Source organism: Cryobacterium sp. TMT4-10 (assembly GCF_004403275.1).
Taxonomy (GTDB): domain Bacteria; phylum Actinomycetota; class Actinomycetes; order Actinomycetales; family Microbacteriaceae; genus Cryobacterium; species Cryobacterium shii.
Map to the genome: position 1 here is coordinate 26485 of NZ_SOGU01000026.1, position 16907 is coordinate 43391.

Annotated in this window: 10 protein-coding genes; all 10 read left to right on the top strand. The window is 70.1% G+C overall.

The features are described 5' to 3' along the window. The first annotated feature begins 33 nt into the window (after window positions 1–33). The 10 genes from E3T42_RS03340 to leuD all read left to right on the top strand — a co-directional run bounded on the left by E3T42_RS03340 (window position 34) and on the right by leuD (window position 16838). Window positions 34–912: a PP2C family serine/threonine-protein phosphatase gene (locus E3T42_RS03340; protein ID WP_134368231.1), complete on the top strand. Its 879-nt coding sequence runs from the start codon at window positions 34–36 to the stop codon at window positions 910–912. A 7-nt stretch (window positions 913–919) separates the two neighbouring features. Further along, the gene (locus E3T42_RS17205) at window positions 920–2221 is read left to right on the top strand and encodes an FHA domain-containing protein (RefSeq protein WP_241975800.1); all 1302 of its coding nucleotides are present in this window, start codon (window positions 920–922) and stop codon (window positions 2219–2221) included. Then, window positions 2221–3957 (top strand): serine/threonine-protein kinase, encoded by a 1737-nt coding sequence (locus tag E3T42_RS03355; protein WP_134402444.1) that lies wholly within the window; start codon window positions 2221–2223, stop codon window positions 3955–3957. The genes E3T42_RS17205 and E3T42_RS03355 overlap by 1 nt, the downstream gene beginning before the upstream one ends. Window positions 3958–4062: 105 nt before the next feature. Continuing rightward, window positions 4063–9390, top strand: a complete 5328-nt coding sequence (locus E3T42_RS03360) for an Ig-like domain-containing protein (protein ID WP_134368215.1) — start codon at window positions 4063–4065, stop codon at window positions 9388–9390. Between the two features lie 46 nt (window positions 9391–9436). After that, on the top strand, window positions 9437–10405 hold the full coding sequence (locus E3T42_RS03365; RefSeq protein WP_134368216.1) for a MoxR family ATPase: 969 nt from the start codon (window positions 9437–9439) through the stop codon (window positions 10403–10405). Continuing rightward, window positions 10402–11703, top strand: coding sequence for a DUF58 domain-containing protein (locus E3T42_RS03370; protein WP_134368217.1), 1302 nt, complete (start codon window positions 10402–10404; stop codon window positions 11701–11703). The genes E3T42_RS03365 and E3T42_RS03370 overlap by 4 nt, the downstream gene beginning before the upstream one ends. Continuing rightward, window positions 11700–14051 (top strand): transglutaminase domain-containing protein, encoded by a 2352-nt coding sequence (locus tag E3T42_RS03375; protein WP_134402445.1) that lies wholly within the window; start codon window positions 11700–11702, stop codon window positions 14049–14051. The genes E3T42_RS03370 and E3T42_RS03375 overlap by 4 nt, the downstream gene beginning before the upstream one ends. Window positions 14052–14091: 40 nt before the next feature. Then, window positions 14092–14577, top strand: coding sequence for an FHA domain-containing protein (locus tag E3T42_RS03380; protein WP_134368219.1), 486 nt, complete (start codon window positions 14092–14094; stop codon window positions 14575–14577). A 159-nt stretch (window positions 14578–14736) separates the two neighbouring features. Next, complete coding sequence (gene leuC / locus E3T42_RS03385) at window positions 14737–16230, top strand: 3-isopropylmalate dehydratase large subunit (RefSeq protein WP_134402446.1); 1494 nt, start codon at window positions 14737–14739, stop codon at window positions 16228–16230. Continuing rightward, complete coding sequence (leuD, locus tag E3T42_RS03390; RefSeq protein ID WP_134368221.1) at window positions 16230–16838, top strand: 3-isopropylmalate dehydratase small subunit; 609 nt, start codon at window positions 16230–16232, stop codon at window positions 16836–16838. The genes leuC and leuD overlap by 1 nt, the downstream gene beginning before the upstream one ends. Window positions 16839–16907 lie beyond the last annotated feature (69 nt).

The following is a 16907-nucleotide window of genomic DNA, read 5'->3' on the forward strand; positions in this document are numbered from 1 at the left end:
CAATCGGAACTGAACACTGGAGCAGACGTGGCCATGCAGAGTGAGATCGAGATCGTGCTCCCGGCAAGTCGCGCGCGCTTCGTGTTCAGCGCCCGAACCGACGTCGGCCGTGAGCGCAAGATCAACGAGGACAGCTTTCTGGCGCAGTCGCCGATTTTCCTGGTGGCCGACGGCATGGGCGGCCACGCCCACGGTGACGTGGCCAGCCAAACGGTCGTCCGGGTATTCGACGAACACATCGCCCGTGACACGCCGTCGACGCCGGAACGCATCCTGGACGCCATCCATTCCTCGAACGACGCGGTGCGGGATCTCAGCGCCGTGGACGACTACGGCACAGCCGTCTCCGGGACCACCCTCGCGGGCGTCGCGTTCGTGGACGCGGGCGACGATGTGGGCTTCCACTGGATGGCATTCAACATCGGCGACTCCCGCGTCTACACCTGGGACGGGCGCACGCTCACCCAGCTGAGCGTCGACCACTCGGCGGTGCAGGAAATGGTGGATGCCGGACTCATTTCCGCAGTGGAAGCCGAACACCACCCGGAACGCAACGTGATCACCCGGGCGATCGGCGCCGACGAGTCAGTCGACGCGGACGTCTGGCTGCTGCCGGCCCGGGGCCGGCACTCCTTCCTGATCTGCTCCGACGGGCTGACCAAGGAACTGGGCACCTCCGAGATCGCCCGGTTGCTGGCCGCCTACGACGGGACCGCCGAGACCGAGAGGTCCCTGGCGGACGTGCTCGTCGACGCGGCGCTGGCACGGGGCGGACACGATAACGTTACGGTCGTATACATCGAGTCGGTCCTGGATGATCCGGGGCAGGATGCGGACGACGACAGCACACGGGACCGTGCGACGGGGATGCACGAGCACCTCGAGGACACGAGGCCGAGAAGCCAGGGGTAGATGACACATGCTCTCGTATCAACACGATGAGTCGGGGGACTGGCTGGCGGCGACGCAGGCCGGGCGGCTGGTTGTGGTGCGCACGGAGGATTCCGAGCGGACGGTGGACCGGCTGTGGTCCGGCCTCGACGGCGGCGTGCAGGGCGTTCTCGATGCCCTGACGTCCGAAGGGGTGTTCACGGCGCCTCCGTTCGTGCTGCTGACGTGGGAGGGTGACCTCGGCGACGGGGCGACCGTGCACGCCATCGTGCGCGGCGACGTGGCACTGCGGCTGTCGACCGGTGCCGGCGAGGTGCTGCTGTCGGGCGCCGGCGTGGCCACCTGGCGGGAACAGTCCGTCGCCTCGGTGACGGCCTTCCTGCTCGAGTGCGGACCCGCCACAGACGAGTTCAACGGGCGTCTCGAGCGCGCCGCGCTTCCCCTTTCCTGCGGGATGGTGAGGTCCCGCTGGATCGTCCTGAACCCGCGCGGAGCCGCATCGCGGCCCGGCGCACCGGTCGTGGCGGTTGTCCCGGTTGCGCCGGTAGCGCCCATCGCGCCCACCGCTCCGGTCGTCCCGGTCGCACCGGTCGCACCGGTCGTGCCGGTCGCACCGGTCGTGCCGGTCGCACCGGTCGTGCCGGTCGTGCCCGTGGCGGCAACGGTCGCGGCCCCGCCGGTCAGCGTTCCGCAGGTCAGCGTTCCGCAGATCAGCGATCCGCAGATCATCGTCCCGCCGGTCAGTGCTCCGGTGATCCCCGTCCCGGACGAGGCCATCAGCGATGAGACGGTCGTGAATCTCCGTCGATCCGTGGGTCGGCCGCCGGGCGGGGCGCCCGAATCCTCCGTGGACACCGACCACCATGACGGGCTGACGGTGATGAGCGGCGACCTCCACAAGCTGAGGAGCGCCTCGGGCGTGGCCCGGCCCGAGCCGGGGCCGCCCGCGCCGGTCCTGTCAGCGCCGGTCGTGCCCGCGCCGGCCCTTCCCGCACTGTTCCTGCTTCTGCCCGGCGGAGGCCGCGAACCGCTCGGACCGCAGCCGGTCCTGATCGGACGCGCCCCCAGCGTGAGCCAGGTGCCCGGCGGCCGGCTGCCGCGCCTGGTCAGCCTCGGCGGACGCGACCAGGACATCTCCCGCAACCACGTGCGGGTCACGGTGGAGGGTGACACCGTCGTCGTCACCGACCTCCAGTCCCGCAACGGCACCGTGATCGTGCTTCCCGGCCGGCCGCCGCAGAAACTGCGCAGGGGCGAATCGGCGTCGGTCCTGGTGGGGACCGTCATCGATCTGGGCAGTGGCCTGACCCTCACCGTGAGCGAGGAATGATGGGCCGCGCCGTATCCCTCCCACCCGAACTGCCCGGCTACGACTACGTGCAGACCCTGGGCTCCGGCGGCTTCTCTGACGTCTTCCTCTACGACCAGCAGCTGCCGCGCCGCCGCGTGGCCGTCAAGGTGCTGCTGACCGAGCAGTTGAACGAGTCCACCCGGGCCCGGTTCGTCGACGAGGCGAACCTGATGGCCCGGCTGTCCACGCATCCGTCGATCGTCACGATCTACCACGCCGGCGTCGCGGGGGACGGGCGCCCCTACTTCGTGATGGAGTACTGCTCGGGCCCGAGCCTGTCGGAGCGGTACAAGCGCGACCCGTTCACGGTCGAGGACTCCCTGCACATCGGAGTGCGCCTGGCCGGCGCGGTCGCCACGGCACACGCCGCCGGCATCCTGCACCGCGACATCAAACCGGGCAACGTCCTGACGAACGACTTCGGCGGGCCCGCGCTGACCGACTTCGGCATCTCCTCCACGCTCGAGAGCGACCTCCCCGTGCAGGCGCAGGCCGGCGGCCCGGCAGCCGTGCTCGCTGCCGGCGCCGCCGCCGAAACCCAGTCGGTGGGGATGAGCGTGCCGTGGTCGCCGCCCGAGATGTTCGAAGACGACCCGGTGCCGGATGTCCGCAGCGACGTGTTCTCACTGGCCGCCACCATCCACACGCTTCTCGCCGGCCGCACGCCCTTCGAAATCCGCGGCCGGTCCAACGGCACGCTCGACCTGATCGGCCGGATCGAACGCGGCGCGATCACGCCGATCGGGCGGGGGGACGTGCCCCGGTCGCTGGAAGCCGTGCTGGCGAAGGGGATGGCGCAGAACCCGGCGGCCCGCTACGCGAGCGCCGTGGACTTCGCCAGGGCCCTGCAGCGAATCGAGCTCGAGCTGGGCTACTCGGCGACCGCGATCGAGGTCCCGCGCCTGGCCCCGTCCGGGACGGACCCCTCCGGCCGTCCGGCGCGCGCGTCGGCGGATTCACCGGCCGGTGCCGATGAGACCCGGGCGCGCTCCGTCGTCAGCATCGCCGCCCAGCCGGCCGGCGTAGCACCCGTCCCCTCTGCTCCCTCCCCGGACGGCGGGGAAACGCGGGTCAGGGGGGCCGTCGTCATCCGCCCCCAGTCCCCGCGCAACCCGGCAACGCCCGAGTCCGGCGACGCCACCGTGATGCGCGGGCGGGCGTCCGACACCGTCCTGCGGCCGCGGAAACCGGTCGTGCCGACGGGGGAGAGCCTGCCGCACCAGACGGACCCGCCGAACGCGGACCCGCCGAACGCGGACGCGTCGAACGCGGACCCGGCCGAGCCCGCCGCTCGCTGCCGGCGCGGCCTGGTCCTGCTGATTTCGGCAGCAGCCGGCGTGGCACTGATCGGCGCTGTCGTTGCCGCGGTCGTCGTCACGGGAAGCCAGACCACCCCCGGAGTGGCCCCGGTCAAGACGCCGTCCAGCGACAGCGGAGACGCCGCGATGGAGTCGGGCGTGCCCGTTCTCACGCTCACCGGCACGGCCACCTCCGTCGACGGCACCGTCGTGACGTTCACCGTGGCCAGCCCCGACCCCGAGGAAGGCGACGTGTACCGGTGGGCGCGAGCAGAAACGCCGAACCAGCCGAAACTGAGCTCCACCGCGGACATCGCCGTCGACGAGGTGACCCCGGGCGAACGGGTGTGCGTCGACCTGTATCTGCAACGCGGCGACGGCAAACTTTCCGAGGCCAACCGGGTCTGCAACCGCTGACCCGTGTGGGGTGAGAATGCGCCTCCGGCGTGTTAGCGTATTCCCCGGGGAGAGGTCCGTCGAGGACTTCTGCGAGGCGAAACGAACTGGGCGAGGGGCAACAGGGTGGGGTCCTTCAGCCGGTGGCTTCGTGCCCGCAAGGCCGCGGCATCCGTCGTCGCCATCGCCGTCATGGCGGGCATCCCGCTGACGTTCGCGGTGCTGCACCAGGGTTTCCCGGTCACCGACGTCGACCTCACCGCCCGGGACGTCTGGGTGACCAACGGCAAACAGCTGCTCGCGGGTCGGCTCAACCGGCAGATCGAAGAGCTGAACGGCTCCGTGAACGCGGCATCCAACGCCTTCACCGTGCTGCAGGACGGCGACGACGTCTTCCTCTACGACGAGAGCGTGGGTTCCCTCGAGCGGGTGGACCCCTCCTTCACCACCCTCGGCCAGCGCGTCGACGTGCCGGTCGGCTCGGAGATCGCCTACGGCGGCGACACGATCGCGGTCCTGGCGCCCGGGACCGGCCAGGTCTGGGTGATCAACGCAGCGCAGGAACTGAGCTTCGACCCCAAGAAAACCGATCCGGTTCTCAAACTCGGCAAGGGCGCTCACATCGCCGTCTCCCGGGCGGGCGCCGTGTTCGGCACCTCGCCGGCGAAGAAGAAGCTGGTCACCATCGCCGAGCCCGGCAGTGAGCCACAGCGCAGCGACCTGCCCCGCCTCGGCGCGCACCAACTGGCCGCGGTGGGGGAGACGCCGGTCGTGCTCGACACCGAGAAGGACCGGCTGATCGTCGACGGCGGAGCCCCGATCGACCTCCCGGGGCAGGCGCTGAAGCTGCAGCAGAGCGGAGCCGAGAACGCCTTCGCCGTGGTCGCAACCGGCGATTCCCTGCTCGAGGTCCCCCTCGGCGGCGGTGACATCACCACGGTGCCGGCCGGGATCAAGACCCCCCTGACCGACCCGAAGGACGTGTCGACACCGGTCTGGCTGAACGGATGCGCGCACGGCGCCTGGGCCGGAGCCCAGCAGTACCTGGCCGCCTGCACCGACAAGAAACCGAATCGGCAGACCATCGCCCAGGCGACGCAGGGCTCGACGCTGGAATTCCGGGTGAACCGGAACGTCATCGCACTCAACAACCTGTCCAACGGGAACGTGTGGCTCGTCGACGCCAACATGCGACTGGTGGAGAACTGGGATGAGGTGACACCGCCCCAGGAGGAGGACTCGGAGGAGGGCGACGAGAAGGCGTCCCAGCAGTCCTTCGAAGACACCCTGGCCGAGCGCACCCCGCAGAACCGGGCCCCGCTCGCCCACGACGACAACTACGGGATCCGACCCGGCAAGACCACCGTGCTGCCCGTGCTCGAGAACGACACCGACCCCGACGGCGACGTGCTCACCGTGGTCAACACGAACGGGTTCAACGAGGCGCAGGGGCGGCTCGACTACATCGACGGTGGCCGGGCGCTGCAGTTCTCCCCGGCCGCCGACCTGGCCGGAACCGTCAGCTTCCGCTACACGGTCGCCGACGGCCGCGGGGCCGTCGCCGAGGCGAGCGTGAACCTGACCGTGCGCCCGTTCGAACTCAACGAGGCCCCGGTGTCGAACCGGGCCGGCGCGATCTCCGTCGAGCAGGGGCAGATCGTCAGCTACAACGTGCTCAGCGACTGGATCGACCCCGACGGCGACGACATCTACCTCGTATCCGCCTCGCCGACCACCGGAGACGGGGTGCGGTTCGGACCGGAGGGCTTCATCACCTTCGAGAGCAAGACCTCAGAGCTGGGGGTCAAGGAGGTGCAGTTCGTCGTGTCGGACGGCACGCTCACCTCGACCGGCGTGCTCACCGTCGAGGTCAAGGCCCCCGGCAGCCTGAACCCGGTCGGCACCCCCGACTTCGCCACCACCTTCGTGGGCGAGACCGTGCTGGTCGAACCGCTCGCCAACGACGTGTCCCCGTCCGGCGAGCCCCTGGCCCTGATCGGGGTCAACGATGTGCCCGAAAACGTGACCGCCGTGCCGAACCTGGACCGCGGCACCGTCGCCGTCTCCGCTCCCGAGGCGGGCAGCTACGTCTTCACCTACAGCCTCGGCGCCGGGGCCGCGTCGAGCGTCGGCCTGATCCGGGTGGACGTGACCGAGAATCCAACCGAGGTGTTACCGCCGATCGCGGTCAAGGACACCGCCTACCTGCGCGCCGGCGAACCGCTCACGGTGCCGGTGCTGGGCAACGACGTGTCCCCGAGCGGCCGGGTGCTGGCGGTGCAATCCGTGGACACCTCGGGCGCCCAGGACCTGGTCTCGGTCGAAATCCTCACCAACACCGTGCTCCGGGTGACCGCCTCGGCGGCGCTGACCCAGCAGGTGCAGTTCACCTACACGATCAGCGACGGACAGGGCACCTCGACGGCCGGCATCACCATCGTCCCGGTGCCGCCGCTTGTGAAGCACCAGCCCCCGGTGGCCGTCGACGACTCGGTCAGCGTGCGCGCGGGCGACATCGTGAGCGTGCCCGTGCTGGACAACGACTACCACCCGGACTCGGGAACGATGACGCTCTCGCCCGACCTCGTGGACACCGCCAACGCCGGGGGGCTCGCGTTCGTCACCGGTAAGCAGGTGCGCTACCAGGCCCCGAAGGAACCCGGCGCGTACAGCATCGCCTACGCCATCACCGACCCGTACCTGGAGACCGCGACCGCGGTCGTGCGCTTCACCGTGATCGGGCCGGACAAGGCGAATAACCGGGCGCCGACGCCGCTGCCGCTGACCATGCGCACGTTCGCAGACTCGATCATCAAGGTGCAGGTGCCCCTGGACGGCATCGACCCCGACGGCGACTCCGTCTACCTGACCGACGTGACGACGCCGCCGGCCCTCGGGCGCATCACCAAGCGGGGCAGTGATTTCTTCGTCTACGAGGCCTACCCCGGCACGGCCGGCACCGACTCCTTCACCTACGAGGTGGCGGACACCTACGGCGCCACGGCGACCGGGACCGTTCGGATCGGCGTGATCCCCCGGCCGGTGGCCCTCCTCCCGCCTAACGCCGTCGACGACGCGATCGAGATCAAACCGGGCCGCGCGGGATCGATCCCGGTCGTGCTCAACGACTCCGACCCGAACGGGTACAAGCTGACCCTCTCGAAGAAGCTGCCGGAGGTCCAGGAGGGCATCACTGCGAAGGTGAACGGCAGCCGGATCATCATCGATGCCCCCGCGGTCGAGGGCAGCTACACCCTGCGCTACGAGATCACCAATGGCCACGGCGGCGCGGCGACCGCGTTCGTGCAGGTCAAGGTGACCGCCGACGCCAAGGCCCAGTACCCGAGCGCCATCGACCACGTCATCGAGCCCAAGGACGTGCTCACCGAGAAGAGCGTCGACGTCAAGGTGCTCGACAAGGCCGAGAACCCCAGCGGCCTGATCGAAGACCTCGTGATCAGCCTCGAGGGCCCGAACGCGGCATCCGGCACGATCCTGCCCAATGGCACCGTCACCGTCACCCCGAAGAACGTGCGGCAGGCCATCGCCTACCGCCTCACCAACGACGTCGACAAGCTCAGCGCCACGGCCTTCATCATCGTTCCCGCCAAACCGGATCCGGACGAGAAAGAGAAGCCGGCCGCCGAGCAGGCCTTCCCGCCGCCCTTCCTGAAGGCGCTGCCGGAGCAGCTCGTGCGGATGAACGGTTCGAAGACCTGGAACCTGGCCGACATCGTGGAGGTCCCCTCCGGGCGGCCCGCCCTGATCCTCTCCGCGACGGCGACCAACGCGTCCGGGTCCTCGCCCCTGGTCGACCCGAGCACCCTGACCTTCGCCGCGGCTCAGGACTACCGCGGACCGGCCTCCGTCACCTTCGTGGTGACCGACGGCACCTCCGCCGGCGACCCGAAGGGAAACCAGGCGACCCTGACCATCCCGGTCACCGTGGGCGACCCGAACTCCGAAGATGTGCCGCCCACCTTCACACCCCCGAACGTGACGATCCAGGCCGGGGAGCCGGCGCTCGTCGTCAACCTGCGCACCTCCAGCGGGCACCCCAACCCCCAGATCGTGCAGCAGCTCAGCTACGGTCCGCCCGGGGGCACCTCGGCGGATGTCGCGGCGACCCTGAGCGGCGCCGACCTCTCGATCTCGGCGCCGCTCGGCGTGCAGCCGGGCAAGAAGGTCACCCTCTCGTTCACGGTCACCTACAAGGAGTTCACGATTCCGGGGTCGGTGAACGTGACGGTCGTGTCCTCCACGCGGGCCAAGCCGCAGGCCGTCGACGATTCCGGGCCGAACGGCACCGGCATCGAGACCCGGCCGAGCCAGTCCGTCGCCATCCCCGTGCTGGACAACGACTACAACCCCTACGCGCAGGACGGGAAGCCCCTCACGGTGATCTCGGCCGCCATCGAGCAGCAGGTCGGCACTGCGACGGTCAGCCACACCGCCTCCGGGGTCACGGTGAAGACCGGCTCGGGCGCCACCGGAACCCTGACCGTGGTCTACCGGATCCAGGACGCCACGCGGGACCCGGGCCGCGAAACGCAGGGACGCGTCACGCTCGTCATCCGTAACGTTCCGGATGCCCCCAACACCCCGACCGCGGTCGAGGGCGACGGCAGCGCCACCGTGAAGTTCGCCGCTCCGCCGTCGAACAACTCGCCGATCACCAGGTACACCATCAGCTGGACCGCCGGCGGCGGCGGGAGCCTCGACGTGATGTCGGCAGGCACCCATGCCATCGGCGGCCTCCGGAACGGGACGAACTACTTATTCACCGTCTCCGCCTGGAACGCGATCGGCCAGGGCAGCGCCTCAGGGGCGAGCAACACGGTCACGCCCTTCGGGGTGCCGGGCGCACCGGCGAGCGCGAACCTGGACGCGCCGGGACAGGGCACCGGGGCCCTGAGCCTGGCCTGGTCCGCCCCGTCCAGCGATGGCGGCCGCGGTGTCACGAGCTACAACTACCAGTGGATCCAGGGCAGCAACGGCACCGGGTCCACCGGCGGGGCTCGCACGGCCTCGGCCACCGGCACGGTGAACACCCCCTACCAGTACCAGGTGCAGGCCTGCAACGCGCGCGGGTGCAGCGGGTGGACCCAGTCGAACGTGGCCACGCCCCAGCCCGCGCCGCCGCCCCCGCCGCCGGCGCCGCCGACGCTCGCCATTCGTGACGGCGGCGGCGGAGCGCCGGTCGGGAACTGGATCGCGTTCGACTACGCCCGGATTCCGAACGGCACGTACACGGTGCAGATCGTCACGGGAAGCGGTTACCGCTTCACGGCCCAGAATTTCACCCTCTCCGGAGCGGGCACCCAACGCACCGGCAGCTACATGGACCGGTCGACGGCCGTCGCCGGACAGTACGGCAACCAGGACGTCCGAGTCGAGATATCCGGTCCGATCAGTCTGAACAGCCCCTGGCAACGGTGGGCCACGGCTCCCTAGGCGCCTCGCCGACACGAGCTCATCACGTACGCACTTAGGAGACACAATGGCAGTAACACAGGAGCAGGCCGACTGGTTCGCCGAGGCCTTCGGACGCCTCGTCGGCAACGTCAACGAGGCGATCCTCGGCAAGGACCAGGTGGTGCGCCTCGTCGTGGCGGCGATGCTCACCAGCGGGCACGTGCTGCTGGAGGACTTCCCCGGAACCGGCAAGACCGTGCTGGCCAAGGCCCTGGCCAAGACGCTGGACGGCACCAACTCGCGCATCCAGTTCACGCCGGACCTGCTGCCCTCCGACGTGACCGGAGTGACCATCTACGACCAGGGCAAGGGACTCTTCGAGTTCCACAAGGGCCCGATCTTCGCATCGATCGTGCTGGCGGACGAGATCAACCGGGCCAGCCCGAAGACCCAGTCCGCCCTGCTCGAGGTGATGGAGGAGGGACGAGTCACGGTCGACGGCGTGAGCCACGAGGTCGGCAGCCCCTTCATGGTCATCGCCACCCAGAACCCGGTCGAACAGGCCGGCACCTACACGCTGCCGGAAGCCCAGCTCGACCGGTTCCTGATCAAGACCTCGCTCGGCTATCCCGACCACGACACGGCCGTCGCCCTGCTCCTCGACTCGTCCAACCGGGCCAGGGACTCGAAGATCTCGGCCATCATCGCCTCCAGCTCGGTGAACTCGATGGTGCAGCTGGCCTCGGAGGTCTTCGTCGACGAATCGGTGCTCGGATACCTGAACGAGATCGTCACGGCCACCCGCACCGATCCGTCCTCGACGCTCGGGGTCAGCATGCGCGGCGCGCTCTCGCTGGCCCGCGCCGCGAAGACGTGGGCGCTGTCCCAGGCCCGCACCTACGTCACCCCCGACGACATCCGCGACCTGGCCGTGCCCGTGCTCGCGCACCGCATCATGGTCGACCCGGAGGCCGACTTCGCCGGCGTCACCGCGGAGGACATCGTCAGCCGGATCCTGGTCGAGGTCGCACCACCCGCCTACCGCGCCGCATGACCCGCGTCGCCGAGAAGGTTCCCCGCCCCGTGTCCCCGGCGGAACACGCCGTGGTGTCGCTCCGGCGAGCCCTCGGCGACTCCCGGCGCACGGTCTTCCGGCTGCTCGGCCAGCTGGCCCGGCGCGCCTGGCAGGCCGCGAAACCGGTCACGGATCTCGTCGGCCCGGTCGGCTGGCTGACGCTCGCCGCATCCGTGGCCGCCTTCCTGATCAGCGGCCTGTCCGGGTGGGCCGAGTTCACCTACCTCGCCACCACCCTGCTGGCGGCCCTCCTGGTCGCGGTCGTCTTCATCTTCGGACGCGCGACCTACGCCGTCGACGTGGCGCTGAACCCGCACCGGGTCGTCGCGGGGGAGCGTGCCCTCGGCCAGATGACCGTGGCCAACTCGGGGGAGAAGAGTCTGCTCCCGGTGCGGATGGAGCTGTCGGTCGGCACCGGGGTCGCCGAATTCGTGATCCCCGGGCTGGCACCCGCGGTCCGGCACGAGGAACTGTTCGCCGTGCCGACCCACCATCGCGCCGTCATCGTGGCCGGCCCCGCCGTGTCGGTACGCGGCGACCAGCTGGGGCTGCTGCGCCGCACGGTGCGGTGGACCGACCCGGTGGAACTGTTCGTGCACCCGGTCACCACCCGGCTGCAGTCCTCCGCGGCGGGCCTGGTGCGCGACCTTGAGGGGGAGATCACCCGCAAGATCACCAACAACGACATCTCCTTCCACGCGCTGCGCGCCTACGTGCCCGGCGACGCGCTCCGGAACGTGCACTGGCGCACCTCGGCGCGCACCGGCCAGCTGATGGTGCGGCAGTTCGAGGAGACCCGCCGGTCCCAGCTGACCATCGTGCACACCTCAGAAACCGCCCACTACGCCTCGGACGAGGAATTCGAGCTCGGTGTGTCGGCGACGGCCTCGCTGGCGCTGCAGGTGATCCGTGACGGCACCCGGGTCAGCGTGGTGACCGAGGACCGGCTGCTCACCACCAAGACCGCGGTGGCCCTCCTCGACGATTCCTGCCGGATCGCCCCGGTGACGGACCTGTACCCGACGCTGCGCGACTTCGCCCGCGACGCCACCCGCCGGCTGCCGGCCCCCAGCGTCGTGATGATCGTGGCCGGGTCGCTGCTCGAACTGCGCGAGTTCCGCGCGGTGCAGACGCTCTTCGGGCCCGAAACCAAGACGCTCGCCTTCCGGATGGAACTCGGCTCGACCCCCCGGCTCACCAGCGTGTCCGGGCTCACCGTGATCACCCTCGGCCAGCTCACCGACCTGCCCGCACTGCTCCGGCGGGTGAACGGATGAGCCGCCTCCGCTCGGTGCCCGCCCAGAGACTGCCCGCCCGCGCCTGGTCCGACATCGCTGTGCTCAGCGCCCTGTCCCTGCTCGGTGTGCTCGGCTTCGAAACCTCGTTCGGGGACTACAACTTCCTCCTCGCCGGCCTGGGCGGACTCCTCGTCGGAACCGGGATCGCTGTCCTGGCCTACCTGCTCCGCCTCGGCACCCTGGTCAGCGTCCTCGCCGCGGTCCTCGCCTACTTCCTGCTCGGCACGCCCTTCACCATGCCGCAGCAGGGGCTGCTCCTCCTGTTCCCGAGCCTGGCCTCCTCGGCCGGCCTCGCCCTCGGCGCGGTGTTCGGCTGGGCCGACATCGTCACCCTCGGCACCCCGGTCGAAGCGCCGTACTACATGCCGGTGCTGCCCTATTTCGCGGCCTGGCTGATCGCCCTCGTCGGCACCATGCTCGCCTCCCGCTGGCTGCCGCTGCGCCCCCGCACGGTCTGGCGCTCGAGCGCGCTCCTGGCCGGGCCGGTGCTCCTCTACCTGGCCGGCATCCTGATGGGAACGGATGAGGCCTACTACGCCGGCATCCGGGGGGTCGCCTTCGCCGTGATCGCCCTGATCTGGCTCGGCTGGCGTCGGTCGCAGCTGGCGACCGCCGACCGGGTGGGCTCCTCCCGGCTGCTCCGGCGCAAGCTGGTCGGCACCGGCACGCTCATCCTCGGCACCGTGCTGATCGGCGCCCTCGCCGGCGCTGCGCTCGCCCCCGTGCAGGCGCAGCGCTTCGTGCTGCGCGAGGAGATCCAGCCCCCGTTCGACCCGCTGCAGTTCCCGAGCCCGCTGGCCGGGTTCCGCCAGTACACGAAGACCCTCGCCGACACCCCGCTGTTCACGGTCGAGGGCCTGCAGACCGGGCAGCTCCTGCGCCTGGCCAGCATGGACTCCTACGACGGCAAACTGTGGAACGTGGCCGGCGTCGCCGGCGTCGCCGGCTCCGAGGGCGGGCAGGCCGGCTTCCGCCTGGTCGGCCGCACCATCCCCGACCCGCCGCTGGTCACCAGCGTCGCGTTCAGCACGGTCACCGTCACCGGTTCCGGCTACGCGGATGTCTGGCTCCCCGGCGTCGGCTATCCCACCACGGTCGACTTCGACGACTCGAAGAGCAGCGCAGAGGCCGAGAACCTGCGCTACAACGCGGGAACCGGCACCTCCGTGCTCACCAGCGGCGTGAAGAACGGCTACACGTACACCACCCGCGCCGCCGTGCAGCAGTCCTACAAGGACGAAGACCTGGAGAAGGTCCCGGTCGCCACCGTGTCCCTGCCGGCGGCGGAGAACATCCCGGACGTCGTGGTGGCCAAGGCCACCGAGTACACCGGCGGTGCCGACACCCCGATCGACAAGCTGCGCGCCATCCAGAAGGCCCTGAAAACGCAGGGATTCCTCAGCCACGGCCTCGCCTCCGACGGCATCCCGTCCCGGGCCGGGCACGGCGCGGACCGCATCGACGAGCTGTTCACCCGCAGCCAGATGGTCGGCGACCAGGAGCAGTACGCCGCCGCCATGGCGCTGATGGCCCGCAGCCTGAACTACCCGGCGCGCGTGGTGATGGGGTTCGCCCCGGCCGTGCCCGACGGGGCCACGAGCGTCGAGGTGACCGGTTCCGACGTCACGGCCTGGGTGGAGGTCGCGTTCGAGGGCGTGGGCTGGGTCCCGTTCTTCCCGACCCCCGACCAGACGGATGTGCCGCAGGACCAGACTCCGAAACCGAAGTCCGTGCCGCAGCCCCAGGTGCGCCAGCCCCCGCGGTCCGACAACCAGTCGGACGACCTGCTGACCGCCGTCGAGATCGACGACACGAAGAAGGACGACAAGGACAAGGCCTTCACCCTGCCCGGCTGGGCCTGGGCGCTCGGCGGGATCGTCGGGATCCCGATGCTGCTGATCCTGGGTCCGGTGCTCGTCATCGGCGCACTCAAGGGCCGTCGGCGTCGCCGGCGCCGCACCCGCGGCAGCGGGGACACCCGGGTCGCCGGGGCCTGGGACGAGGTCACCGACGGCTACGCCGAACTGGGCTTCCAAGTGCCGCGGGGCACCACCCGGCGGCTGATCGCCACCGAGGTCGAGTCCCAGCTGGTCGGCCAGGCCGGACCGGCCACGGGGGACATCCGTCTGATGCCGCTCGCTGAGCTCTGCGACCACGCCGTCTTCAACGGGGAGCAGATCGACGACGAGCTGGTGGAGCGCAGCTGGAACGAGGCGCTGGACTCGCTGCACCGCGCGGAAACGTCCGTCGGCCGGCTGCGCCGCCTGTTCAGCCGGTTCCGGATCCGCTCCCGACGGGACTGGAGCCGGGTCGACCTGTCGAAGTAGCCCACCGCAGGAAGCAGCGCACCGCAGATAGAGTGGCGAGGTGGACAAACCCGGATTCATCCTCCCGCCGCCGTGGCTGAGCCCGGCACCGGCCGCCGACGAGTCGGACCCGGACGACGAGGTCGCGACCGACAGCACCACGATGCGCGCCTCCTTCCCGGCGTTCCGGCCGATCCAGGCGGAACCGAGGCGGCCACGTCGCTGGCTGCTGACCTTCGAAGACGGCCAGGCGGTCGACGTGGCCGGGGCCGTCGTGCTGGGGCGCAGCCCGGCCCCGGTCCCCGGGCACCCGGATGCCCGGCTCGTCTCCGTGCAGGACCCGGCCCGGTCGGTGTCGAAGACCCACGCCGTCGTCTTCATCGCGGACCACGGCCTCTCGGTGACCGACCTGGACTCGACCAACGGCGTGTCGGCGACGGTTCCCGACGGCGCCTGGACCGATCTCGAGCCGGGGGCGACGCAGAATCTTCTGCCGGGTTCTGTGCTGATGCTGGGCCAATTCACGGTCCAGGTCGCCCTCGAATGAGCGCCGCACTGCAACCGTGCAGACGCGAAGTGTTAGCCTGTTCGGGTGCTGCCCGGTCGAATCCTCCTTCTCTGCCGCGACGAGTGCCAGTTCTGAGGCCTCTCTCGTCGTGGGGTTTGTTGTCGGCTGATTACCCACTGTTGAGGAAGACGCACACCCATGACTGAAGCAACACTGCCCGCGGCCGCATCGAACACCGTCGCACCATTCACGGCCGGCCCGGGCGCCGTTCGACCGCGCACCCTGGCCGAGAAGGTCTGGGACAAGCACCTCGTCGCCAAAGGCGAAGACGGCACCCCCGACCTGATCTACATCGACCTGCACCTCGTGCACGAGGTCACCAGCCCGCAGGCCTTCGACGGGCTGCGCCTGGCCGGGCGCCGACTGCGCCGACCCGACCTCACCATCGCCACGGAAGACCACAACACTCCGACGCTCGCGATCGACAAGCCCATCGCCGACCTCACCAGCCGCACCCAGATCGAGACCCTCCGCCGCAACTGCGAGGAATTCGGCGTGCGGCTGCACTCCCTCGGCGACATCGAACAGGGCATCGTGCACGTCGTCGGACCGCAGCTGGGCCTGACCCAGCCGGGCATCACCGTCGTCTGCGGCGACTCGCACACCTCCACCCACGGCGCCTTCGGGGCCATGGCGCTGGGCATCGGCACCAGCGAGGTGGAGCACGTCATGGCCACCCAGACCCTGCCGCTGACGCCGTTCAAGACCATGGCCATCACCGTGGACGGCACCCTGCGCCCCGGCGTCACGGCCAAGGACATCATCCTCGCCGTGATCGCGAAGATCGGCACCGGCGGCGGCCAGGGCTACGTACTCGAATACCGCGGCAGCGCCATCCGTGCCCTCTCAATGGAGGGGCGCATGACGATCTGCAACATGTCGATCGAGGCCGGTGCCCGCGCCGGCATGGTGGCCCCGGATGCGACCACCTACGACTACCTGCACGGCCGCGCCCACGCGCCGGCCGGTGCGGACTGGGACGACGCGGTCGCCTACTGGGAGACCCTCGCCACCGACGAGGGAGCCACCTTCGACGCCGAGGTGATCCTGGACGCCTACGCACTGGAGCCCTTCGTCACCTGGGGCACCAACCCCGGCCAGGGCGTCTCGCTGAGCGAGACCGTGCCGGACCCGTCCGTCATCCCCGACGCCAACGAACGGTCCGCGGCCGAACGGGCCCTCGAGTACATGGATCTGGCAGCCGGCACCCCGATGAAGGAGATCCGGGTGGACACCGTCTTCCTCGGCTCCTGCACCAACAGCCGGGTCGAGGACCTGCGCGCCGCGGCAGAGATCGTCAAGGGCCGCACCCTGGCCGCCGGGGTGCGCATGCTCGTCGTGCCCGGCTCCGCCCGCGTCAGGATCGAGGCCGAGGCCGAGGGCCTCGACAAGATCTTCACCGATTTCGGCGCCGAGTGGCGCTTCGCGGGCTGCTCGATGTGCCTGGGCATGAACCCCGACCAGCTGGCCCCGGGCGAGCGGTGCGCCTCGACCAGCAACCGAAACTTCGAGGGCAGGCAGGGCAAGGGCGGTCGCACGCACCTCGTTTCGCCGCTCGTCGCCGCGGCGACCGCAATTCGCGGCACGCTGTCCAGCCCGTGGGACCTGGTCCAGGACGGAGACAACCAGTAATGGAAAAATTCACCAAAGTCACCGGCATCGCGCTGCCGCTGCGCCGCTCCAACGTCGACACCGACCAGATCATCCCCGCCGTGTACCTCAAGCGCGTGACACGGACCGGCTTCGAGGACGCCCTGTTCGCCGGCTGGCGCACCGATCCGGACTTCGTGCTGAACCGGCCGGAATACCAGGGCGCCCGCGTGCTCGTGGCCGGCGCGGACTTCGGCACCGGTTCCTCGCGCGAGCACGCCGTGTGGGCGCTGCGCGACTACGGCTTCGACGTGGTGCTCAGCCCCCGGTTCGGTGACATCTTCCGCGGCAACGCCGGCAAACAGGGTCTCCTGGCCGGCCAGATCTCCGAGGCCGACGCGCAGCGTCTGTGGGACATCATCGAGGCAGCCCCGGGCATCGAGCTGACGGTCGACCTGGTCTCCCGCACGGCCCGCGTCGGCGACCTCAGCGTTGCGTTCGAGATCGACGACTACACCCGTTGGCGCCTGCTCGAAGGCCTCGACGACATCGGCCTGACCCTGCGCGACGAGGCGCGGATCGAAGAATTCGAATCCTATCGGGAGCCCTGGCGGCCCCGCACTCTCCCCGCAAAGCAGGTAACACAGTGAACACCATCAGCGAAATCGCCAAGAACCGCGACGACGACCAGAGCAGGGACGACGCCCAGAACCGGGAGA

What these genes read in the sequence shown, in the direction of transcription:
- E3T42_RS03340 (WP_134368231.1), top strand. Translation starts at nt 34, where the DNA reads ATGCAGAGTGAGATCGAGATCGTGCTCCCGGCAAGTCGCGCGCGCTTC.
- E3T42_RS17205 (WP_241975800.1), top strand. Translation starts at nt 920, where the DNA reads ATGCTCTCGTATCAACACGATGAGTCGGGGGACTGGCTGGCGGCGACG.
- E3T42_RS03355 (WP_134402444.1), top strand. Translation starts at nt 2,221, where the DNA reads ATGGGCCGCGCCGTATCCCTCCCACCCGAACTGCCCGGCTACGACTAC.
- E3T42_RS03365 (WP_134368216.1), top strand. Translation starts at nt 9,437, where the DNA reads ATGGCAGTAACACAGGAGCAGGCCGACTGGTTCGCCGAGGCCTTCGGA.
- E3T42_RS03370 (WP_134368217.1), top strand. Translation starts at nt 10,402, where the DNA reads ATGACCCGCGTCGCCGAGAAGGTTCCCCGCCCCGTGTCCCCGGCGGAA.
- E3T42_RS03375 (WP_134402445.1), top strand. Translation starts at nt 11,700, where the DNA reads ATGAGCCGCCTCCGCTCGGTGCCCGCCCAGAGACTGCCCGCCCGCGCC.
- leuC (WP_134402446.1), top strand. Translation starts at nt 14,737, where the DNA reads ATGACTGAAGCAACACTGCCCGCGGCCGCATCGAACACCGTCGCACCA.
- leuD (WP_134368221.1), top strand. Translation starts at nt 16,230, where the DNA reads ATGGAAAAATTCACCAAAGTCACCGGCATCGCGCTGCCGCTGCGCCGC.